The sequence below is a fragment of the Winogradskyella ouciana genome (assembly GCF_965284585.1).
Lineage (GTDB): Bacteria > Bacteroidota > Bacteroidia > Flavobacteriales > Flavobacteriaceae > Winogradskyella > Winogradskyella ouciana.
Genome location: NZ_OZ260095.1, coordinates 1107441 through 1131269 on the forward strand (window position 1 = coordinate 1107441; position 23829 = coordinate 1131269).

19 protein-coding genes are annotated in these 23829 nt (G+C 35.6%); 4 read left to right on the forward strand and 15 right to left on the reverse strand.

Annotated features, from left to right (window positions below; all coding sequences use genetic code 11):
• From rfbA to ACQ65V_RS05010, 6 genes are read right to left on the reverse strand one after another with little or no spacing between them, the layout of a single operon-like run.
• On the reverse strand, positions 1-864 hold the full coding sequence (rfbA, locus tag ACQ65V_RS04985) for a glucose-1-phosphate thymidylyltransferase RfbA (RefSeq protein ID WP_155089209.1): 864 nt from the start codon (positions 862-864) through the stop codon (positions 1-3).
• The gene (rfbB, locus tag ACQ65V_RS04990; protein WP_155089208.1) at positions 864-1883 is read right to left on the reverse strand and encodes a dTDP-glucose 4,6-dehydratase; all 1020 of its coding nucleotides are present in this window, start codon (positions 1881-1883) and stop codon (positions 864-866) included. Before rfbB ends, rfbA begins: the two co-directional genes overlap by 1 nt.
• Entirely contained in the window at positions 1876-2928 is a 1053-nt protein-coding gene (locus ACQ65V_RS04995; RefSeq protein ID WP_430467103.1) for a hypothetical protein, read from the reverse strand. The genes rfbB and ACQ65V_RS04995 overlap by 8 nt, the downstream gene beginning before the upstream one ends.
• A 3-nt stretch (positions 2929-2931) precedes the next feature.
• Positions 2932-4623, reverse strand: a complete 1692-nt coding sequence (locus ACQ65V_RS05000; RefSeq protein WP_430467104.1) for a DUF6909 family protein — start codon at positions 4621-4623, stop codon at positions 2932-2934.
• A gap of 27 nt (positions 4624-4650) precedes the next feature.
• Entirely contained in the window at positions 4651-6153 is a 1503-nt protein-coding gene (locus ACQ65V_RS05005) for a GH3 auxin-responsive promoter family protein (protein WP_430467105.1), read from the reverse strand.
• Positions 6153-7022 (reverse strand): M23 family metallopeptidase, encoded by an 870-nt coding sequence (locus ACQ65V_RS05010; RefSeq protein ID WP_155089204.1) that lies wholly within the window; start codon positions 7020-7022, stop codon positions 6153-6155. The genes ACQ65V_RS05005 and ACQ65V_RS05010 overlap by 1 nt, the downstream gene beginning before the upstream one ends.
• Positions 7023-7135: 113 nt before the next feature.
• Here ACQ65V_RS05010 and ACQ65V_RS05015 point away from each other — a divergent pair, with 113 nt between their 5' ends.
• Positions 7136-7318, forward strand: a complete 183-nt coding sequence (locus ACQ65V_RS05015) for a twin-arginine translocase TatA/TatE family subunit (RefSeq protein WP_155089203.1) — start codon at positions 7136-7138, stop codon at positions 7316-7318.
• 52 nt (positions 7319-7370) lie between these two features.
• Here the strand turns inward: ACQ65V_RS05015 and ACQ65V_RS05020 are convergent, their stop codons facing one another.
• From ACQ65V_RS05020 to ACQ65V_RS05030, 3 genes are all read right to left on the reverse strand, one after another.
• A complete protein-coding gene (locus ACQ65V_RS05020) occupies positions 7371-8351 on the reverse strand; it encodes a DUF4837 family protein (protein WP_155089202.1) in 981 nt (326 codons plus the stop codon).
• A gap of 23 nt (positions 8352-8374) precedes the next feature.
• Complete coding sequence (locus tag ACQ65V_RS05025; protein ID WP_235898307.1) at positions 8375-9931, reverse strand: LysM peptidoglycan-binding domain-containing protein; 1557 nt, start codon at positions 9929-9931, stop codon at positions 8375-8377.
• 62 nt (positions 9932-9993) lie between these two features.
• Complete coding sequence (locus ACQ65V_RS05030; RefSeq protein ID WP_155089201.1) at positions 9994-11181, reverse strand: phosphoglycerate kinase; 1188 nt, start codon at positions 11179-11181, stop codon at positions 9994-9996.
• Between the two features lie 137 nt (positions 11182-11318).
• Between ACQ65V_RS05030 and ACQ65V_RS05035 the strand changes: the two genes are divergently transcribed.
• Positions 11319-12479: an ATP-binding protein gene (locus ACQ65V_RS05035; protein ID WP_155089200.1), complete on the forward strand. Its 1161-nt coding sequence runs from the start codon at positions 11319-11321 to the stop codon at positions 12477-12479.
• Between the two features lie 32 nt (positions 12480-12511).
• On the opposite strand, the gene ACQ65V_RS05040 is transcribed toward ACQ65V_RS05035, so the two are convergent.
• From ACQ65V_RS05040 to ACQ65V_RS05060, 5 genes are all read right to left on the reverse strand, one after another.
• Positions 12512-13066 carry an OmpH family outer membrane protein gene (locus tag ACQ65V_RS05040; protein WP_155089199.1) on the reverse strand — a complete coding sequence of 185 codons (555 nt, stop codon included), beginning with the start codon at positions 13064-13066 and terminating at the stop codon, positions 12512-12514.
• Between the two features lie 213 nt (positions 13067-13279).
• A complete protein-coding gene (locus tag ACQ65V_RS05045; protein WP_430467106.1) occupies positions 13280-14137 on the reverse strand; it encodes a class I SAM-dependent methyltransferase in 858 nt (285 codons plus the stop codon).
• Positions 14138-14216: 79 nt separating this feature from the next.
• Positions 14217-16088 (reverse strand): tRNA uridine-5-carboxymethylaminomethyl(34) synthesis enzyme MnmG, encoded by a 1872-nt coding sequence (gene mnmG, locus ACQ65V_RS05050; protein ID WP_430467107.1) that lies wholly within the window; start codon positions 16086-16088, stop codon positions 14217-14219.
• An 83-nt stretch (positions 16089-16171) separates the two neighbouring features.
• On the reverse strand, positions 16172-16582 hold the full coding sequence (gene ybeY / locus ACQ65V_RS05055; RefSeq protein WP_430467108.1) for an rRNA maturation RNase YbeY: 411 nt from the start codon (positions 16580-16582) through the stop codon (positions 16172-16174).
• Positions 16575-20165: a DUF4175 family protein gene (locus ACQ65V_RS05060; protein WP_430467109.1), complete on the reverse strand. Its 3591-nt coding sequence runs from the start codon at positions 20163-20165 to the stop codon at positions 16575-16577. Before ACQ65V_RS05060 ends, ybeY begins: the two co-directional genes overlap by 8 nt.
• Positions 20166-20274: 109 nt before the next feature.
• Here ACQ65V_RS05060 and ACQ65V_RS05065 point away from each other — a divergent pair, with 109 nt between their 5' ends.
• Entirely contained in the window at positions 20275-21318 is a 1044-nt protein-coding gene (locus tag ACQ65V_RS05065) for an alkane 1-monooxygenase (RefSeq protein ID WP_430467110.1), read from the forward strand.
• 133 nt (positions 21319-21451) lie between these two features.
• Positions 21452-22969, forward strand: coding sequence for a glutamate--tRNA ligase (gene gltX, locus ACQ65V_RS05070; protein WP_430467111.1), 1518 nt, complete (start codon positions 21452-21454; stop codon positions 22967-22969).
• A 103-nt stretch (positions 22970-23072) separates the two neighbouring features.
• Here the strand turns inward: gltX and ACQ65V_RS05075 are convergent, their stop codons facing one another.
• Positions 23073-23750, reverse strand: a complete 678-nt coding sequence (locus ACQ65V_RS05075) for a hypothetical protein (RefSeq protein WP_430467112.1) — start codon at positions 23748-23750, stop codon at positions 23073-23075.
• Between the last annotated feature and the right edge of the window lie 79 nt (positions 23751-23829).

Below are 23829 nucleotides of genomic sequence, written 5' to 3' on the forward strand. Positions count from 1 at the left end.
TTATTCAGCCAGTAAACTCAGGAGGTGCTTGCCGTAACCGCTTTTGGTTAGGGTTTTTGCAACTTTTTTGAATTGCGCCTTATCTATAAAACCCATTTTGTACGCTGCCTCTTCAATAGCTCCAATTTTTAAACCCTGTCGTTCTTCTATTACCTGGACAAACTGTGAAGCTTGCATCAGTGAATTAAACGTGCCTGTATCTAGCCAAGCTGTACCTTTATCTAAAACACTTACTTTTAGTTTCCCCTTCTCTAAATACGTTTTGTTAACATCGGTAATTTCTAATTCTCCTCTTTTACTTGGTTTTATGTTTTTTGCTATTTCTACTACTGAGTTATCGTAAAAATATATTCCTGGAACTGCATAGTTAGATTTTGGCTTCATGGGCTTTTCTTCAATCGACACCACTGTACCGTTTTTATCAAACTCAACAACTCCGTAGCGCTCTGGGTCGTGTACATGATAGGCGTAAATAATTCCACCGTCGGGATTATTGTTTTGTTGAAGTAATTCTGATAAGCCTGTACCGTAAAAAATGTTATCTCCAAGGATTAAAGCAACTTTATCCTTTCCTATAAAATCTTCTCCTATGATAAAAGCTTCAGCAAGACCTTTGGGTTCTTCCTGTACTGCATATTGAAAATTACAGCCATACTTTTTACCATCTCCCAATAACTTTTCAAATAGTGGAAGATCCTCTGGTGTAGAAATTATAAGTATGTCCTTTATCCCAGACCACATAAGCGTAGATACGGGATAATAAATCATAGGCTTGTCATAAATCGGCATAAGTTGTTTACTTATGGCTAAAGTTAATGGATGCAATCTTGTACCTGATCCGCCCGCTAGAACTATCCCTTTCATTAGTTTTCGTATTTATCTAAGTACCAGTGTATGGTTTTTTCTATTCCTGTTTCAAAATTCTCTTTTGCTTCCCAGCCTAATTCACTTTCAATCTTTGAGGCATCAATAGCATATCTAAAATCATGTCCAGGTCTATCCTTTACAAAGGTTATTTGTTTAGAATATGGTTCTTTTTTCGGTTTGATACTGTCTAGGATTTCACAGATCTTATGGGCTATATAAAGATTATCTCTTTCATTCTTTCCTCCAATATTGTAGGTTTCTCCTTTTCTTCCTTTTTGAAAAACCAAATCAATTCCTCTACAATGGTCTTCTACATACAACCAATCTCTTATATTTTTTCCATCACCATATATAGGAATGTTTTCTCCACTGATAGCTTTTCTTATAATTGTTGGTATTAATTTCTCATCATGCTGTTTTGGTCCATAGTTGTTACTGCAATTTGTAGTAACTACGTTCATGCCATACGTATGGAAATAACTCCTAACAATAAAGTCTGATGATGCCTTAGAGGCGCTATAAGGACTGTTGGGAGCGTAGGGTGTTTCTTCTGTAAAAAGCCCTGTTTCCCCTAGGGTGCCATAAACCTCGTCTGTAGAAATATGATGAAACCTATTGCTTACAAAACCTGATTTGGGTTTAAAGGGGGCGTCCATCCAAAAGGTTTTAGCTATATTAAGTAGATTAAAGGTGCCTTCTATATTTGTTTTTATAAAAGCATCTGGATTGCTAATTGAATTGTCTACATGAGACTCGGCAGCAAAATGAATGACTCCAGAGAAGCTGTGTTTTTTGAAAAGTTCATTAACCAATTCTCTATCGCATATATCTCCCTTTACAAAACTATAGTTTTTATGGTTTTGTAATTGTTTTAAATTAGAAAGCTCGCCTGCGTAGGTGAGCTTATCTAAATTAACAATATTGATGTTTTCTCGCTCTTTTAGCAAATAGAAAATAAAATTTGAGCCAATAAAACCAGCACCACCTGTAATTAGTATTGTTTGCTCTTTACTCATAGTTTTTTATGTATTGAAATGTTTTAAGCATTATGTAGCCTAATATTATAAATAGCATTGTTAAAGCAGGAAAAAGAATGGTGTATCTTTCTAGGAAACTTTTTTCTATGGTTCCAACATCTTCAAAGCCAGATAAAATGTCATAAAAATCATTGTTTTTAATTAATTCTTGCTCAAGTATTTTAAGAGAGTCTCTTATGACCATTTCTTTCTGAAATAATTCGTACTCTCTTGTTGTTGTTTTTTGATTGGTTAAAGGTATCATACCGTTAAGGCCAATTGATACTTTATCACTTTCGGATTCTGTTGTAAGAACATCGAAATATATTTTTTGCAGACTATCTATTCGTTTCAATTCGCTTTTATAAGCTCTAGTTTTTATCTCAATAGATTTATCCCTTATTTCTTTTAGCTTCTCTGAATATTCATTCTCGAATGTTTTTACAAAGCCCCTTTCTAAACTTGTAAAAATATCACTAGCCTTAGATTTAGCTTTTATAGAAAAAATACTACCGCTTAAAATATCCCTATTATCCACATATTCTTCATAGGTCATGTCTTTTGCTAGCGTACTGTCTATTTGTTTTATATAATCGTTATATTCTTTAAGTAAATCATTACCTGTTTCAGGTCCTATTTCAATATCAAAGCCCATTAACTCAGAGGCTGTTGTAGTGTCAATTTCAAATACAGAAGACAATTCTTTTAAATTTTCAGAACCTATTAAAGCATTAAAATAATTGACATTATTTGCTAATTGGTATTTAGAGTCAAAATAAGGTTTAACTAGCATACTCGAAGTGTAAACCGGTTTTTTAAATTTTTCCGCAAAAAACCCAATAACAGCTGCAACCATAAGAGCAATGGCTATTACTTTAAAATTATTTACAATAGGTTTTAGAGCATAGATTAAGATAGAAAATAGTCCTTTGAGGATTTTGCCAATAAACAAAAATAACTTTTCAAACAATCTGCCAATGACATTAAATAATTGCCCTAAATCTACTTCCTCAGTTTTTGTGTTTTCAGGTAATTTATCACTCATGAATTAAGAATTAAATATTTGTTCTAGTATTTTTTTTGTTATTACATATGTTGGTTTAACACCCGATGTCCCCAATCCACCAGATGCCAGTGTGCTTCCGGTTTCTAGAGGGTTATCACTTGCGTAATACGCATATCTAACTTTTACATCTTCATTTATACTGCCTCTGACTTTTGATGCTGCCTGAATCGCTTTTTGATAATGCGCTCCTTCCATTTCTAACCCAATAACATTCCAAGTTGACTTTTTAAAGAATTTTAAAATCTCTTTGTTTTGCAAAGATGTGCCTAAAACAGTAACCATAGTGCCTTCAAAAACATCAACTCCGCAATCTACTAAATCGTTTTTACTTAGTTCGTTTTTAAATGGGTAATTGTCAGCTGTGCCTTCAAAAATATGGGCCGAAGGAATCATAACATCTCCTTTGCCTCCCTCTAAAATACCTGCCTTACCCATAATAGATATGGATTTAACATCTAAATGAACTTTTTTACCATTCACCTTTATCGGTTTTAGAAATTCATCCATAGTTTCATACGCCTGTTCTCCAAACGCATAGTCCATAACAAAAATTACAGCTTTGTCATCCTTATTGGATTGTGAATACTCAAAGTCTGTATTAGAAAAATCTATTTTATCTGTATCAAAAATTTGGACATCTATGTTGGTTCCAGACGTGTCCTTTATGTAGATCATTCCGTTCTGCAACGCAGATTTCTCTACTTTATTGCGCATTCCAACACTTTTCGAGTTGCTAAGGGTTTCGTAAACCTCAAAAATGTCTTTTTTGGAATCAGCACCCTTAAGAGTACCTTTCGCAAAAATAGAATTCATAACACTGTGCATGTTTGCGCTAATAATGTGTATCGGTCGCTCTAAAAGTCCGTGCTTATTTAATATCTCTTTTATATTGTCTGCCCATACTTCACCGTGGATATGATGGCCCAATCGTTCTCTTAAAACTGGGCTAAAAGTTATGGTTCTTTTATTGCCATTTATGACCTCCTCAATTGCCAACTTACCCAACCAATAAACAATGTGCAATAAGCGTTCTGGTTGACTTTCGGTAGCAAATTTAGGATATGCTTCGGTTAATTCATTGAAAGTTCTCCCTAAAATATTTGCTGTGTGCGTAATGGCAATTTCGCGCTCTTTTTGAGTTAGTTTTTTTGTTGAAGTAACAGCATTTTCTAACTTCTGCCAGTCTCTAACAGTGGCCCCTTCTTCATTAATAATAATCCGCTTACTTATTTTGTGAGACTCCACAAACAAAAATGTAAGATGTGTTAAAATATCGTAGATTTCTGAACGACCTCTTGTTATTTCAATATTCATTTGCTCATCGTCTATACGATAGCAATTTCGTCTTCGTTTTGGTGGGATTATAGGCTTAAAATGTGAGTTGGTATAGCCTTCATCACTTGTTAGGTTTATGAACGTGCACTCTTCTATGCCTCGAGGTAAACGATCAATAACATAAAGTAAACCCTCTATTTCTGCTTTTTCATCGGCAATAGAACCGTAGATTTCTGGACGTAACAACAACAATGCCTCACGTAAAGTTTCGCCCGAAACTCCCATTGGTTTATAAAATCCACGATTAAACAAATGCCGCATGGTTATATACATACGCTCAATTGCATTTGAGCTTTCTTGCGCTCTAGTTCTTTCGTGTTTTTTCTTAACTGTGCTCATACATTATTTTAACCTACAAATATAGAGTTATTTAGTTAATTGAAGTTCGTATATTTTATCAGCTATTTTTCTATCATTGGATAATCTTGGGATTTTATTTTGTCCACCTAGTTTTCCTATGGATTTCATATAGGTTTTGAAACCATCTTTCTTTACTCTAGTAATCTTTAAGGGTTGCAAGACCTTTCCTTTTATTAAATCTAGATAATAGCTGTTTTGTTTTTGAAGCGATTGCTCTAAATCTTCTATAAATTTAGCTTTGTTTTCAGGTTCATTTTCATACTCAATAAACCATTCGTGATAAGGTAGCCCCTCCTCTGGGTTAATTTGAGGTGCTACAGTAAATTCATTAACAGTAATTGATGTATTTTCTGTAGCTTCTTTTAGGGCTTGTTCAACTTCCTTCCCTATAACGTGTTCTCCAAAAGCAGAAATAAAGTGTTTTATTCTGCCACTAACAATAAGTCTATAAGGTTTTAGTGACATGAACTGCACTGTATCTCCAACATTATACGCCCAAAGTCCAGCTGTTGTAGAGATAATCATAACGTAGTTAACGCCAAGTTTTACATCTTTTATTGTTATTCGTTCCGGATTGTCACTAAAGAAATGTTCAGCTTCAACAAACTCATAAAATATACCGGAGTCTAATTGTAAGAGCATCCCTTTTTCATTTTGCTTGTCTTGAAATGCAAAAAAGCCTTCACTTGCAGGATATAGTTCTATACTATCAACCTTTCTCCCTATTAGGTTTTCGAATTTAGCTTTATATGGCTCATAATTAACGCCTCCAAATATGAATAAATTAAAGTTTTTGAAAATTTCGCCCACCTTGTTTCCTCTCTTTTCTATCAACTTTTCAAAATACATTTGCACCCATGACGGTATCCCTGAAATAACCGTCATGTCTTCGTCAATAGTTTCTTCAACGATGGCGTTTACTTTAGTTTCCCAATCTTCAATACAATTGGTTTTTAAGCTAGGCAGTCTGTTTTTTTGAAGGTATTTAGGTACATAATGTGCCACAATGCCAGAAAGTCTTCCAAGCTTAATCCCGTTTTTTTCTTCAAGGGTTGGGCTTCCTTGTAAAAAAATCATCTTGCCATCTACAAATTTTGAATTTCCGGTTTCGTTAATGTACATTAGAATGGCATTTCTAGCGGCATCAACATGTGTTGGCATGCTTTCTTTAGTAATGGGAATATACTTAGCACCAGATGTCGTACCAGATGTTTTAGCGAAATACAATGGTTTGCCTTTCCACAGTATACTCTCTTCGCCTTTAACAACGCGTTCTACATAGGGCTTTAAGTCTTCATAGTCCCTTATGGGAACTTTAGACTTAAAATGCTCATGGGTAATAATCTCACTAAAATTATGGTCTTTACCAAAAACAGTGTTTTTTGCTTCAGTTATAAGGTTTTGAAACACATTTTCTTGGGTTTCAATAGGATTTGAAGCCCATTTTTTTATACGCCAAGCTATAATTTTGGCAAAAGGTTTGGATAGTGCTGCTTTAACCGATGGCATTACTGAAAATCAATGAAATTAGTTGGGTTTACTGGGTAGCCTTTACTCCAGAGTTCAAAATGAAGGTGCGGACCTGTGCTCAACTCTCCCGTATTTCCAGACATAGCGATGACTTCTCCTGCCTTAACTAAATCGCCTTGAGACTTTGTAATGGCTGAATTGTGCTTGTACACAGAAATTAATTCTTGGTTATGCTCAATAATAACTACATAGCCCGTTTCTACAGTCCACTCTGCAAATATAACTGTTCCATCTGCCGTGGCCTTAACAGGAGTGTCATTAGCGACTACAACATCTACAGCAAAGTGCTTGTCTTCAATATTATACTCTTCTGATATAGTTCCATTAACTGGCGGAAATAACACAAAACTATTTTGGTTTGTTGATTCTTCAAACAAGTTATATTTATCCTCTTTTTCAACTTTTTCTCTTAACAAAGAGTCCTCTTTGTTGGTCGTAATCTGCAAAATATCTACGTCGTTTTTGGCCGCTTCAATAATGGAATCTCTGTTAAATTCAACCGTTGATACATCACCTGTAAGAACTTTTCGGATTGAGGCATAATATCGTTTATTTAGCTCCAATTCCTGAACCAACGAGTCTGTTTTATAGTTAAGGACAGAGGCTTCTTTTTTAAGCTTTGCTGAAGAATACCCAGGAATATACTCGCGCAACGGCGTAAAGGCAATCAATAGAATGGTAAAGAATACCAAGAAAATTGCCGAAAGTGATGTTAAGACAAAAACATTAAGGCGTGTTAGTTTAATTGCAAAACGTTCTTCAAAAGTATCTTCATTAAGGATTACTAAGCGATACTTATGAAGTAGCTTTTTAGCAATTTTTTTTTCTTTTTTTTTCTTTTTTGCCATTAAAACAAAATTAGTTAAAATAGTGAAATAGCGCTATCAATAAGTGCTAAAGTTGGGTTTACAACGTTATAATTAAAGTATAATTACTAACTTTGTGGTCTAAATTTAAAAATATGATTTCTAGCAATATAGTTTTAGCGTTGGGTCCATGGCAAATTGTTTTAATAGTTGTGGCCATTTTACTATTGTTTGGTGGTAAAAAAATTCCTGAACTAATGAGGGGTTTGGGTAGTGGTATCAAAGAGTTTAAAGACGCAAGTAAAGAAGATCCTGCTGACAATAAGGAAAAAGAATAGTTCCTTAATTGAAAAACATAAAAAAAGCCAACTGAATCAGTTGGCTTTTTTATTACTTAATAGTTATGGATTTAACGATTGACTCTATTTCAAAAATGTATTCGCCCTTATTAAGTGATGGTGCATACACATAACCATCTGCAATTAAATAGCGTTTGTTCACTTTATCCTCTATGGCGAAGGTTATAAAAGGCCCTCCCATGGTATAACCTTCCATATCCCAAAGTCCTCTGACTTCATAAGTTGGTTTATTATCAATTATGGTTTTAAACATTGCCGGTGCGAAGGCGTCTTCAACCTTCATATAAATACCATCTTCGCCTGGGACTTTAGTTTTTGTAATGTGATTTCGCATTTTAATAATGTCAACAACAGTGCTATCACCTTCAGAAATTGTTTCCATTGGAACTTCATAAAACATAATATCTATAGTTTTACTATTGTCCAACGCTTTCCTTAGCCAATAAAAGTCTTTCTCTGATTTTCCAAACTTATAGACTGAAGGAATATCAACTGTAAAACCAAGCTGATTTTCCATTTTTTCGTCTTTTAAAAGTGATTTATTGATTTGTCTTTGCTTCTCCTTTACTTCTTCTTTATTAAATGCATCAATAATTCTCGCTTTGCTTTCTTTTAATTGAGCAATTATATCTTGATTTGTTTTCCCACGAACTACAGCTACGGTTTGTGGCTTTGCAAAAACATTATTCTTAATAATAGTCGTCGCTTCTACATCACTTTTCTCAATTTTAAGAACAATTCTGCTGCGTGTAGCAAAACCGTCAAAAACTTGAGGCGGAATCTGTTTTAAATTAAACATTGGTTCGTCTGTTGGCAGCCCATTAAGTGGTGCGGCAAAAATTTCTCTAACACTTTCACCCACACTACCTTCCCAAAGCGTATTGTCTACAACCACCGAAATACTGTTTAAAATACCGTTAGATGCTGGGAGATAAGTTGTTTTGTCATCGTCTTTTTTGTCACCACATGCAACCAATAGCACACAGAACAGCAAAGTGTATAATGTTCTCATAAGTTTATTTTTTGTTGATTTTTTTATTCTGACACAACAAGTGTCATTCCTATTTTGAGTTTACTACCACTAATATCGTTCCATTCTTTAAGATTTTGAACAGAAACTCCAGAAAATTTTTGGGCAATACTCCAAAGCGAATCACCAGATCTTACTTTATAAATTTGTTTACCGTTTGTATTTACAACCTTTTTTTCTGTTTTTGGTTTTGTAGAAGCAACTGGATTTCTCGGGTAGATGGTTAGGCGCTGTCCAATTTTTAGGTTGTTACTTCTGAGACCGTTCCAACGTTTTATCTGGCTTACTCGCACTCCATACCTCCTTGCAATCTTGCCTAAATAATCGCCACTCTTAACGCGGTATCTTATTTTGGTATCAGAATTCAACAATTGTGGCAAAGGTTTTTCACGCTTATTAAATTCTGCATTTGCAAAAGCATATATTTTATCTTCGTTTGTGGTAAAGATACCGACAGCTTCTCTGGGCAAACGTAGTGTGTAGGTTTTTCCGTCTACCTTAGGTATAATGTCCAATTTATAAGACGGATTCAAAAACTGTAGCTCTTCAATTTTTACTCCCGTAGTCTCAGAGACCTGATCTAAAGAAATCATTTGCTTCACATGGATGGTGTCTGTTTGTACATACTGAAATGCTGGTCGCTCAGGTTTAAAACCGTGTTCTTTAGCATATTCAAAAATGTACATAGTTGCCAAAAACGCGGGAACATAGCCAGCTGTTTCCCTTGGTAGGTTTTGGCGGATATTCCAATAGTTCTTATAACCACCTGAACGCCTTATGGCTTTATTGACATTTCCTGGTCCTGAATTATAGGCGGCTAAAGCTAAGTCCCAATCTCCAAAGATTTTATAAAGCCTAGATAGGTATTGAGCTGCTGCAGTTGTCGATTTTATTGGGTCACTTCGTTCATCTACATAGCTGCTCACATCCAATTTATATTCTTTCCCGGTAGCAAACATAAATTGCCATAAACCTGTTGCACCAACTCTAGAACGTGCTCTGGGTTTTAGTGCAGATTCTACAATTGAGAGATACTTCATTTCCAAGGGAATATTATAATTGTCAAACTCTTGCTCAAACATTGGGAAATAAAAATGGCTTAATCCCATTAAGCGCTCCATGGATGTGCGTCTATATTTGAGATAGTTTTTTATAACACTTTCTAATGAAGGGTTATATTCTACATTGAAAGGTGTTCTGGCATTGAGTCGTTTTAGCCTCGCTTTTAAGGTATCTGTGGTTAATTCTGGATAATCAACAGGTTCGTAAGTTAGTTCTGAAACCGATTTGTAAATGGTATCAAATAATGAGTTGTTATAAAGCTCATCTAACCATTTTTGATCTAACTCAGCAGCTTCAGCTAAATCCTGAAGGTTTTTGATGTTTAAAGAATCAATCTCGGCAGGAATATTTTTATGTGGTATTACAGAGCCATCAACTATGGTGTCTGTTTTCTCGGAAATCTTTGTTTGTTGCTTAGTTATGCTATCAGTTTTTACTTGAGAAAAACCAAAAGACATAAACATGAGTAAGCAAAATGATACAATACCTTTAATTCCCATAGACCTAGTTTAGATGTGCCAAATATAACGTTAGAGGCTCTAAAATAGTATTTTTTACGACTTTAGTCTAAAATAGCAGCAATTCCTGGTAAGGTTTTACCTTCTAAGCTCTCTAACATTGCCCCACCACCTGTGCTCACGTAGCTTACCTTATCTTCAAACCCGAATTGCTTTACGGCTGCAACAGAGTCTCCTCCACCAACTAGTGAGAATGCGCCATTTTTAGTGGACTGCGCAATCGATTCGCCCAAAGCTATAGTGCCTTTTGCGAAATTTTCCATTTCAAAAACACCAAGGGGACCGTTCCATAATATCGTTTTGCTTTGGTTTACTACATCATCGAAAATTTCCAAAGACTTTGGTCCAGCATCTAAGCCTTGCCAACCATCTGGGATTTGCCTAACATCACAAATTTGTGTATTCGCATCGTTACTAAAAGCATCCGCAGCAACGACATCAACAGGTAAGTGGATTTTGACATTTTTTGCTTCTGCTTGTTTCATAATGTCTAAAGCCAAAGCTGTTTTATCGTCTTCGCAAATAGAATCTCCAATATTTCCTCCTTGGGCTTTTATGAAGGTAAACGTCATTCCTCCTCCTATAATTAAATGATCTACTTTATCTAATATATTTTCAATCACTGTGATTTTTGAAGACACTTTTGCTCCGCCAAGTACTGCTAGTACTGGTTTTTCTCCACCTTCCAATACTTTTTTAATACTTTCTATTTCCTTTGCCAATAAGTGACCAAAACATTTTGCCTCAGGAAAAAACTGTGCAACGATTGTGGTAGAGGCATGTGCTCTATGCGCTGTACCAAAGGCGTCATTCACATAAATATCACCTAGTTTAGAAAGTTTTTCAGCAAAATCCACATCACCTTTAGTTTCCTCTTCATGAAAACGCAGGTTTTCAAGCAACAAGATTTCTCCAGGTTGCAGTGTACTTGCTTTTTCCTCTGCTTCTTCGCCAATACAATTTTTGGCGAATTTTACTTCAACACCCAAAACGTCTTCAATTTTATCTACAATGTGCTTAAGGGAAAATTCTTCCTGAACACCCTTTGGTCTTCCCAAATGCGACATTAGTACACAACTCCCGCCATCTTCTAAAATCTTAATTATAGTCGGTTTAGCAGAGACGATTCGAGTGGCGTCTGTTACTTCAAGGCTATCGTTTAATGGCACATTAAAATCTACGCGTATTAATGCTTTTTTATCTTGAAAATTGAAATCGTTTATGGTCTTCATATTTTAAATTTTGAAAAGCAAATATAAACCCATAATGTGCATTTGACAAACAGAACCTTTAGATGCTTAAATAGCATTATGTCTATTACATTTAATTGATAGTTTTTTATGGATAAAATAATGCATAGTTTTGCCCTATGCTATTTTCTGAAGTTTTAGGACAGGCTCATATTAAAAACCACCTTACAACCAGTGTTGATAAAGGTAGAATTGCACATGCGCAACTTTTTGTTGGACCTGAAGGTTCTGGTACGTTACCAATGGCACTAGCATATGCGCAATATATTCTGTGCAGTAACACGAATGGCGAAAATACGGGCGGAAATGATGCCTGTAATTTAAAGTTTAAAAACTTCTCGCATCCTGATTTGCATTTTGCGTTTCCGGTAACCACCAGTGATAAAGTAAAAAGTAAGCCTGTTTCAAGCTTTTATCTCGAGGAGTGGCGACAACTTTTAGAGCAGCAGCCCTATGGTAATCTATTTGATTGGTATAAACTTCTTGGAGTAGATAATAAACAGGGACAGATAGGTGTTGATGAAGCCTTGGAGATTGTGAAATCTCTTTCTCTAAAATCTTATGAAGGTGGCTACAAGGTTATGATTATTTGGATGGCTGAAAAAATGAATATACCAGCCGCCAATAAACTTTTAAAGTTAATTGAAGAGCCACCTGAAAAAACCATCTTTATTCTGATAGCAGAGGATGAAGAGCAAATCATTAATACCATTCTTTCTCGTTGTCAGGTTTTACACTTTCCTCCTTTAGCAGAAGAGGCTATTACCGAGGCATTAGTAAAGAATTATCATATTGAAAATGCTGTTGCCACAAAAATTGCACATCAGTCCAACGGAAACTACAACAAGGCTTGTGATTTAATCTATCAGGATAGTGAGGATATTCAATTTGAAAAATGGTTTATCCTTTGGGTGCGTTCTGCTTTTAAGGCTAGAGGAAATAAAAGTGCCATTCACGATTTAATTTCTTGGTCTGAGGAAATTGCCAAAACAGGTCGGGAAACACAAAAGAAATTCTTAAGCTTTTGCTTAAATTATTTTAGACAGGCTCTGCTGTTGAATTATAAAGCTGATGAATTGGTTTATCTAGAACCCAAATCAGAAGATTTTAAACTTGAGAAATTCGCGCCTTTTGTTCATGACGCAAATATTTTAGAGATTTCCGACGAGTTGCAAGATGCTATTTACCATATTGAACGTAATGGGAATTCTAAAATTATCCTGACAGATCTGTCTATTAAGTTAACAAGGTTATTGCATAAAAAAAGCCAAGCTATGTAGCTCGGCCTTAGTTTGAACTATGTTATCAATATTTATTCTTCTTTTGCCTCTTCAGAGGTAGAAGCTTCAGCATCTTTTTTACCGTAAGCATCATTTAGTGCTTTGGTAATGGTTTCTGAAATATCGTTAGCATCACTACCGTACATCACGCTTCCCGCTTCATTTTTTCCTAAAATATAAGTGTAGCCGTTGTCTTTTCCATAGTCTTCAACAAAAGTCCTGACTTTAGATATTACAGAGTCAATCTCGGTATTGAATTCCTGCTGCATCAGTTGTTGCTCATACTGAAACTGTTGCTGTAACATTTGTTGTTTTTGCCCCAGCTCATTATAAATTTCCTCTTGCTTGGTCCTTGACATCTTTTGTGCATCAACACTTAGTTTTTGCGCTTCTGTTTGAAAAGCTTTTCCGACACTATCCATTCTCTTTTTAAAAACTTCGTCTTTTCCTTTAAACTTTTCTTCTATATCAATTTTCATTTGATAATCATTAATGACTTTACTGTTATCAATGAATGCGATTTTTTGTTGTTCTTGGCAAGACGCAAAAACGACCAAAGTAATTAAGGCAACAATTATTTTTTTCATGATTTTAATTCTATTTAAATTTTTGCAAATGTATAAAAGTTAGCTTGTGAATTACATAATTTTATTACCATTAATAAAACCTATGTTGACTTACCTCTTTTATTATTAAAAGTTATTGGTTTTGAGCTAAAATAAAGCGTTTTAAGCGCATTTTGGTTTTTTAGCCTGTAATCTGCTATTATAATGGACTAAAATTAAACAGTTGTCTTTTATTTAAGTATCCTGTTGTTTTAAGATATAAATATGAGATGAATACTCTTTTGAGCGTTTTGCTTTTTGATTTGATTGCATTCCTATCCAAAATGCTCTAAGTGGATTCATCCATCCTGATTTATATTTTTCTGAAAGCAAACTCACGTAATAGGCGTCAAAAACCATTGGTAAGATTTTTACTACTTTAAGGTTTTGTGGTTGAAACATTTTTGAAATTGAGGTTTTTGAAAAGTGCCATAAATGTCTCGGCACATCATAAGCTGCCCAAAAGTTTTGATAGTGCTTAGCATCATAACTTTTAAAATTAGGAACCGCTATCACCAATCTGCCATTTGGTTTTAAAAGTCGCTTAAATAATTTAGCGTGCATATCTAAATTTGGCAAATGTTCTAACACGTGCCAAAGCGTAATAACGTCAAAAGTGTTTTGTTCTAAATCAGCTAAGTGATCTATCTCAAAAACTGAATTATTAGTTTTAGAATTTGCAATTTGTCTTGCATTTTTGTTAGGTTCAATTCCTGTGATTTGCCAACCATCATTTTGTGCGGTTTCTAAAAAATCACCCGTTCCGCAGCCAATATCTAAAAGTGTTTTATCTTCTGACTTAAAAACGTTAATGAGCTCAAGTTTTCGTTTTAGTGAAATACTTCTCACTATGTGATAAACTCGTTCTAATAAATTTCGTTTGGTATCCGTATGGGAAATATAGTCTTCGCTTTTATAATAATCTAAAAGATTTTCTGCCTTAGGCTGAGGGAATGTCTCCAACATATCTAACTCTTCATTATATATTAACTGGAATGTTTCTCCTGAGACTGAATGATCTTTTACTGTTAAATATGTTGGTTTGTTATTCATTCTATTGAATTCTGAATATAGTTCAGAATGACAAATTATGGTATATAGTTTTGTTGTGTTCCACGTGGAACACAATATGTTATCGACCCAAATAAACCAGTAAAACCGAAACATCATTTGGTGACACACCACTAATTCTTGATGCTTGTGAGATGGTTACGGGCTGTATTTCTGATAACTTTTGCCTTGCTTCCATGCTCATAGACTTAAGCTTTGAATAATCAAAATTAGACGGAATCTTTACGTTTTCAAGGCGGTTTAACTTATCAGCATTATTTTTTTCCTTCTCTATATATCCAGCGTATTTTACCTGAATTTCGGTTTGCTCAATAACTTCAGAATCAAGACTATTTTCTTTAATATAATTATCCACAGCCTCCACCTTACGCATATCCTCAATGCTAATATTAGGCCTCGCATACAGCTTAAACATTTTGTCCTGTTGTTTCACCTTAGCAGAATCCTTGGATTCTAAAACAGGATTTATTTCATCTGGCTTTACACTTGTGTCTTTAAAAAACTGCACAAAAGCATTTGACTTAGATTGCTTTTCTTCCATCCTGCGTAATCGCTTTTCAGATGCTAAACCTAATTCATAGCCCTTTGGAGTTAATCTAAAATCTGCATTGTCTTGACGTAATAAGGTTCTGTATTCAGCACGAGAGGTAAACATACGATATGGCTCTTCAGTCCCCTTTGTGATTAAATCATCTATCAAAACACCGATATAAGCTTCATCTCGTTGCAGTGTGAAAGCATCTCTCTCCTGAACTTTTAAACTAGCATTTATACCAGCCATTAAGCCTTGAGATGCTGCCTCCTCATAACCAGTCGTTCCGTTAATTTGACCTGCAAAAAACAAACCCTCAACTAACTTAGTTTCCAGTGTGTGCTTTAATTGCGTAGGTGGAAAATAATCATATTCAATAGCATAACCAGGTCTAAAAAACTTCACATTTTCAAACCCTTTTACAGATCTTAAGGCATTGAACTGAACATCTTCTGGTAGCGATGTTGAAAACCCATTGACATAAACTTCAACCGTATTCCAACCCTCTGGTTCCACAAACAATTGATGACGATCCTTATCAGCAAATCGATTAATCTTATCCTCTATTGAAGGACAATATCTTGGTCCAACACTTTGTATTCTTCCATTAAACATTGGTGAACGATCAAAGCCTTCACGCAATAAATCATGTACTTCCGGACTTGTATAAGTCATGTGACAAGAACGTTGTTCTTGCAATGGTTTTGTAATATCTAAGTAAGAAAACTTTTCAGGATTTTCATCTCCTGGTTGCTCTATCATTACAGAATAATCTAACGATCGTCCATCGACTCTAGGCGGTGTTCCGGTTTTCATTCTTCCGGAATCAAAACCCATTTCGATCAACTCTTCCGTTATTCCTGTCGCGGCTCTTTCACCTGCTCGACCTCCGCCAAAATTTTTATCACCAATATGAATTAAGCCATTAAGAAAAGTTCCGTTGGTTAACACAACGGTCTTCGCCTTCACTTCAATTCCCAATGATGTTTTTACACCAACAATTTTACCCTTGTCTATAATGAGGCCAGAAACCATTTCTTGATAGAAGTCAAGATTCGGTGTGTTCTCCAGCAGCAATCTCCAATCTTCAGCAAAGCGCATTCTATCAGATTGCACCCTTGGACTCCACATAGCCGGTCCTTTAGATTTATTGAGCATCTTAAATTGAATCGCCGACGTATCTGAAACAATTCCGCTATAACCCCCAAGCGCATCGATCTCACGCACAATTTGTCCTTTCGCAATTCCTCCCATCGCAGGATTACAAGACATCTGAGCGATGTTCTGAAGATTCATTGTTATTAACAAGGTCTTATTTCCCATATTGGCAGCCGCAGCCGCAGCCTCGCTACCTGCGTGGCCAGCACCAACAACTATAACATCATAGACTTCGTTAAACATAATTTAATTCTTTTTGTTCCACGTGGAACATAATTGTAAACATAAATTTTTAGGCGCGCAAAGATACATTGAAATAGCGATATTTACGAACGTTTTGACAAGTAGTGGTCCTCTTTGGAGCGCATCTGTTTTTTGTCTTCTTCTGTTTTGTCTTTGTAACCACAATAATGAAGAATACCATGAATCATTACCCTTGATAATTCATCTTCAAATTTCACGTTGAACTCTTTGGCATTTTCCGCTACTCTATCCACTGAAATATAAACATCGCCATGTAGTTCTTTTCCTACTGAGTAATCGAAACTAATAATGTCCGTAAACGTATCATGATTTAAAAATTCTACATTGATTTTATGTAAATATTGGTCTGAGCAAAAGATATAGTTAATCTCCCCTTCCTTGCAATTCTCCTCCTTAATGGTCTTGGAAATCCAATCGGAAAATTGGTTTTCGTTATCTAAATTAAAATCCGTTTCGTAGTTAAAACTAATCATCGCTCTTAAAATACTCTTGAATCTTTTTCTTAAAATGATTCTGCAAAGGTAGTGCTTGGCGATTTAATATTTCGGTGGTATTGAAGTATTGTTTAGCTGTTGGAATTTGATTTGGATTAGCGTTGTCAAATTCCTTTTTATTAGTTTCAGATTCACGTTTTGTGTCTTGTCCTTGCATGAAAGTAGCATTCTCTAATTTCAACAACTGATGTTGCAAGTCCATCATCTTTTGGAGTGTTTGATTGGTGAAACCGTAATTCAACAAATCGAGTTCCACCTCTTCCATTTGCTTTATTAATTGCCCAGCGGATTCAATTTTTCCTTCCTTAGCCATACGATCTTCTAGAGCCTGTCTGAGTTGTTGCTGTTGTTGATATATTTTAAAGAGTTCTGCGTTCTGTTCTTCATTCCCACCTTCACCGTAGCCATCATTTTTCCCTTCATTACCGTCACTACCATTTCTTCCATCTTTTCCGTTCTTTCCACCTTTTCCGTCTTTTCCTTCACCATCTTGATTGCCTTCACCGTTCTGATTGCCGTTCTCTCCATTTTGACCTCCTTCACCGCCTTCACCTTGCTGCTCTCCAGACTTACCGTTTTCTCCGCTCTGTCCACTTTCTCCTTCTTGGCCTTTTTGTCCTTGTTCTCCTAGCTGTTTTCCTTCACCATCTTTACCCTCTTCACCTTCACCTGGTTTTTCTCCTTCACCCTCTTTTCCTTCTTCACCAGATTTGCCTTCTTCACTCTTTTTAACCCCTTCTTCCATTTGTTTATTCAACTCTTCTTGGCTCATAATAATATCTGGAAGCTGTTGACCTCCTTCACCTCCTGACCCTGGTGACGGATTCATGGACATTTCCATGTTGTCCAAGACATCACTCAAGAAGCTCGCCAGCTCATTACTGGCCGTAATGGCATATTGTTGTGAGGACACACCTTGATATAATCTGTTCTCGGTCAGTTGACCCAACGCTTTATCGATATTGAAATAAACTTCTGTTATTTGTGAATTCACTTTCTCAGAAATCTTTGGCTGACGCAAAGACAAGGCGAACAAGCTGTCGTCGATATGCTCAAAGTGTTCCCTTAGATTGCTCTGGGAAATAATGTATTTACCGTATTTGTTGTTGTTGATGTCAATACTCTCGAAGGTGTTCATCAGTTCTTCCTGATCAAAAGAATAGAGTAACAAATTTTCTAGGATTTGACGAAGCGTGTCAATATCCTCAGACATTTGGTCGCCACCACCTCCGCCACCACCGAGTTTCTGCATCATCTTTTCGCTCATTTCTTTCATCTTCTTAGCGGCTTTCTTTTGATTTTCTTTTGCCTTTTGCTGCTGTTCTTGTGCTTCTTGTGGCTTTCCTTGTTCTTCGTTTTGCTCCTTTTGCTCTAACGCTTCTTTAGCTTCCTTTTGGTCAAACTTTACACCATCTTCCAGAAACTCATCAACCTTAACATCCGTTGGCTTTTGAAGTCGTCGGTCTTCTTGTTTTAGGTCTTCAATATCCTCTTGCAGTTTTTCAAACTCCTTGTTTAATTCTTCTTGTTTGTCTTTTGTGTTTTCTTTATCCTTGTTTGAAAGTTCTTCCTGTTTTTTGGCCAAATCTTCCAATTGATTTGCGATTTTCTCGGCCTTTTTCATCACATAGAAACGTTTGGTCAACTCTAAGAGTTGTTTCATGCTTCGTTTCTTGTTTTTATTCTGCTTTGCTAATTCTTCAAGTTTTTGTGTAAATTCTTCTTTGTTAATTTTGTCTTTTAATTCCTCGAGCTCCTCTAAAAGCTTTTCATCTTTTTTGAGCTGCTCTTCATTTTCTTTTAGGCGCTCTTTTAAGTCTTCTTTAAACTGATCTTCCTTCTTCTCTTCTTGGAATTCTTCGAGATTATCCTGAAGTTTTTTGTTGAAGTTTTTCATCAGCTGCTCCTGCTGTTTCTGACGCTTTAAAAAATCCTCAAACTTCTTTTTATCGTTAAAGTTGAGTTGTTGCTTTTCTTTTTGAGTTTTAGAAAACTCTTCAAGCTTTTTATCTTGTTCTTGCAACTTTTCAAAAGTCTTACTAATATCCTTTATGGTTTCGTTTTGTTCTTGCAGTTGCTTCTGCTCTTCTTCTTCTTGGGTTCGCTTTCTATAGCTAAACACACTGCTTTTTGTGCGCTTGTAATTATGTAGCGCATCATTATCAAAGACTTCAAAATACAATTGGTAACTTACTCCTTCTTCTAGGTTCAACTGATTTGGAAAGGCGCTTACAAATTCACTAAAATTGGATTTTGAAATGGCAATAGGCTCAACAGCCTTATTCGCTTCATTATCAATCGGATAGTATACTAAATTCAACTTTGTTAGCCCAAAATCATCACTTGCTTGACCGTAGAAGTATAAACTTTGCTGATCTAAGGAATCCTTTTGCACTTTTATGCTCAGTTCTGGACTTAAATCCTTAACCACACTTATGCTGTATGCTAAATTTTCGTAATCTTTAAGGTTGTTGTTACTTGTTGAAATACTGTAATTATAGTTTCTATATAGACGTTTGGTGGCTTCAAATTTTCCTTCTTCGTTTTGCTTGAAGGGCAAAGTATCGTTAGCATAAATATTGACTTCGCTTGTGGATTTTGTCAATGCCTTCCAGGTTACTTTTGTGCCTTCAGGAATTACGGCTGATCCTGTACTTTTTAAAACTTCATCTTGTTTTCTTGTGTAAGCCGGATAGTCTAAAACCATTTCAAAATTGACAAGATTTGGCGTATTGACTACTTCAAGAGCATAGGTTTTGGAGGTGACATCGTTAGCGGATAGGCTAAATTCAATATTGTTTTTTGGTAGATTAAACGTGTATTGAAATTCTCCTGGTGCCAATTGCTGTAAATAATAGGACTGACCATTGAATTGAATCTGTGCATTCTCTGGTATAACATCACCTGCTGTAGATACTTTTAATTTAAAATCCTTGCCCTCAATAGCCTGAAGAGATTCATTTAACACAAAAAACTGAAAAGGAGCCGGTGGATCATAGGCTGTTTTGTAATTAACAACACGCTCGTAGCTATCACTAAACCAATTGATTTTTCCTGTTAAGAATGATAAAAGTAAAATGGCAATCGGAATTGCCGCATACTTTAAGTATTTGGTGTTAGATTTAAAATTAATAGCTGATTTAAACGGAATAGGCTGCAATTCTTGCGACTTCTGCTCTATACTCGCAATCAAAAGGTCCGATTGTGTTGGGCTTTGATTTAATTGAAGTATGTTGAGCAACTTGTCGTTAACCTCAGGGAAATGACTCCCAATCAATTTTGAAGCCGTTTCGAAGTTAATGCCTTTTCTTAAATTAAATAGGTGTGCTAGCGGAATAGCGATGAATTTTATAAACAAACCAATCTCCACAGCTATGAATGTCCAGAACAAAACAGTTCGTGCTGTCGGGTTAAGCCATAGCACATACTCTACAAAAAGTGTCACAATAAGATACAGCAAACCAATAGCGAAAAACAGTATTGCGCCTTTGAGTAATTCATTAGTGTAATACTTTCTAATGAATTCTTGTAGTTTGTTTTTTATGGTTTCGAAATTGCTCATGTCTTATTCTAACTGACTAATCTACGATTTTATTTTAATTGTTAATTCCTTTAATTTGGTAAGATTCTGTTAATTTAGGGGCTTTAACTGTTAAATACGGACTCAAAGCATGAAAGACCTTAAATATTTAGCTGCATTTTCAATCCCGTTAATGGCGTTTATTGGATTGTACCTTAAAGGTTATTGGGTTTGGGCAACTCCCATTTTTGCCTTCGTATGTATTCCTGTTTTGGAATTGATTTTTCCCGTGGACACCAAAAACCTTCAGCCCGAAGACGCGGATAGCAAACTAAAACACAAGCTCTTTGATTGGTTGTTATACTTGAATCTTCCTATTGTATATGGACTCGTTCTTTATGCCTTGGTTTTGGTTTCTAGTCAACCTTTAGAAACTTATGAATTTGTAGGTCTCGTCATTTCCGTTGGGATTGTTCTCGGTGTTAATGGTATCAATGTTGGTCATGAACTCGGCCACAGACAAACTACTAGCGAACGCTTTATTGGTAAAGCTCTACTTCTGCCCTCGTTCTACATGCATTTTTATATTGAACATAATTTCGGCCATCACTTGCATGCAGCAACACCTGAAGATCCTGCAACGGCTAGATACAATCAATCTGTTTATTCGTTTTGGTTAACCTCATCTATTCGACAATACTTTAATGCGTGGAACATTCAAAAGAAGCTGTTGAAGAATAATAACCGATCTTTTTTCTCTATAAAAAACGATATGCTATGGTTTACTCTATTTCAGATTGGGTATTTAATAGTTATTGGAGTCACTGTTGGAACTATAGCTTTAATATTTGCTGTTTTAGCGGGAATTGTTGGGTTTATTCTACTTGAAACCGTGAATTATATTGAACATTACGGTTTGCTACGCTTAAAGACCAAATCTGGTCGTTACGAACGTGTTAAGGAAATACATTCATGGAATTCCAACCACGTTATTGGGCGAATCGTATTGTATGAACTCACAAGACATAGTGATCATCATTATAAATCTTCAAAAAAATACCAGGTTTTAGATTGCCATGATGAGAGTCCTCAGATGCCTTTTGGCTATCCTACCTCTATGGTTTTAGCTATGGTACCTCCGCTTTGGTTTAAGATTATGAATAAGCGTGTGCCAAGAAGTATGATTCTAGAATAGTTTTCAGTCGCGGTTTTCAGTTGCTGGTTTAAGAAACTTTGAACTTGAAACTTTGAACTTTGAACTTCAAAAATCTATCTTTGCTTCAGATTCTGAAACAAGTTCAGAATGACAATTTATTGTATTCAAAGAAATGTCAAAAAACGTACGTGTGCGATTTGCACCAAGTCCAACAGGCCCTTTACATATTGGTGGTGTAAGAACCGCTTTATTCAATTATTTATTTGCAAAAAAACATGGTGGTGATTTTGTTCTTAGAATCGAGGATACAGATCAAAACCGTTATGTTGAAGGCGCTGAAGATTATATTGTAAAGGCTTTAAATTGGTGTGGCATTCCGTTTGACGAAGGCCTTGGAAAGAACGAAAAATTTGGTCCATACAGACAAAGTGAGCGTAAGCATCTATATAAGCAATATGCGGATCAATTGATTGCTGAAGATAAAGCATACTATGCTTTTGACACGGCTGAACAACTTGATGCACATAGAAAACAACACGAAGCCGAAGGGAAAACCTTTATCTATAATTGGCACAATCGTGAAAAAGGGCGTTTGATCAACTCTTTGGTACTTTCGAAAGAAGAAACTCAAGCCAAATTAGATGCAGGTGAAGACTATGTTGTCCGTTTTAAATCACCACAAGATGAAACTCTACACTTAAAGGATAGCATTCGTGGTGATATCTCTATTGACACCAATACACTTGATGATAAGGTTTTGTTTAAAAGTGATGGCATGCCAACCTATCACTTAGCCAATATTGTAGATGATCATTTAATGGAAATCACACATGTTATTCGTGGTGAGGAGTGGTTGCCTTCATTGGCTTTACATCAGTTATTATATAATGCCTTTGGATGGGAAGCTCCTGAATTTGCGCATTTGCCTTTGATTTTAAAACCTACAGGAAAAGGAAAATTGAGTAAGCGCGATGGTGATAAATTAGGGTTTCCTGTATTTCCTTTAGAATGGAAAGACCCAAAAACCGGAGACGTTTCTAAAGGCTATAAAGAAGAGGATTACTTCCCAGAGGCTGTAGTTAATTTCTTGGCGTTTTTAGGTTGGAACCCAGGAACAGAGCAAGAAATCTTTAGCTTAGAAGAACTTGTACAAAGTTTTGATTTAGAGCGTGTTAATAAAGCTGGTGCACGTTTTGATCCTGATAAAACCAAATGGTTTAATCATCACTATATGCAACAGCAGTTGGATTTGGATTTAGCGAAAGAATTTCAAGCCAAAAACATTCTTTTAGAGGGTGTTGATGTTAACTATATTGCTTTAGTTGTTGGTCTTATTAAAGAACGTGCAACATTTGTTAAGGACTTCTGGGAATTGAGTCATTTTTTCTTTGTAGCTCCAGCTAATTATGATGAAAAGGCGTCAAAAAAGGCACTAAAAGAAGATACACCTCAATTGATGCAAAAGGTTATAGAAATTGTGACGGCAACTGGAGATTTTACGGTTGAAAACCTTCAAACCAAACTCAAAGGTTGGATTACCGACAACAATATAGGTTTTGGTAAAGTAATGATGCCGTTGCGACTAGCATTAGTTGGCGCTTTACAAGGTCCCGATGTTTTTGAGATTATGTTTATGATTGGTAAGGCTGAAACGGTAAGGCGTGTAGAAGCTTTGATTAAGACTATATAATTGCTGGATGAGATCCTTAAGCAGCACTTCGACTGTTCTTACGCTAAAGCTTCAGCGACACGCGTGCGCTCAGTGTGACAGTTGGTATGGCAACTTAAAGTTGCTAAAACGTAATTAAAGCAGTAAAAACCAAAAGGGATTGATTTCCTTCAAAACGGTCTGAGTTGTTTAGGTTAAAGTCGTTATCATTCAACTTTCCTAAAATATTAGTGAAGCCATAAACATATTGCGCGCGTAATCTAAAGCTACCAAAGCCCGCAGATAATCCTACAGCTCCATTAACGTTAAACTTGGAGATATCGGATATGTCTTCAGTAAATAGATTGTCGTAACCTGTAACCAAAAAGCCTTCTTTAGAATCATCTTTAAGATCTAATTCACCATTATACTGCAGCATTGGACCTACATCTAAAGTAACATTATTGCTGATAAGTTTTACATGCAACAAAAACGATAATTGTGCTGTTAGCATTTTATATTCAATATACTCTTCTCTAGCTGTTGCAGGTGTTTCACCTAGTATATCAATATTGTTTTCTGATAGTTGAATGTTGTAGCTTACATTATACCATTTGTGCGGAATGTTAACAGAAGCCGTTAAACCTCCCAAAAAACCAGTATTTGATTTGGTTTTAAAATTATCGGTAATGATATCAAATTGTGTGATTCCTCCTTGAATACCTATACCATTTTTTATGGCATAACGCTTATGCTGTCCGTAGCTCATTGTAACAAAAGCTAGGCAAATAGTTACTAATAAGAGGTGTTTTGTTTTTTTCATACCGATTTAAGGCTTATTAAAGCAAACCTAAGTAAAATAATTTAATATTACTTACATTTAGTTTCTCGTATTCACTAAC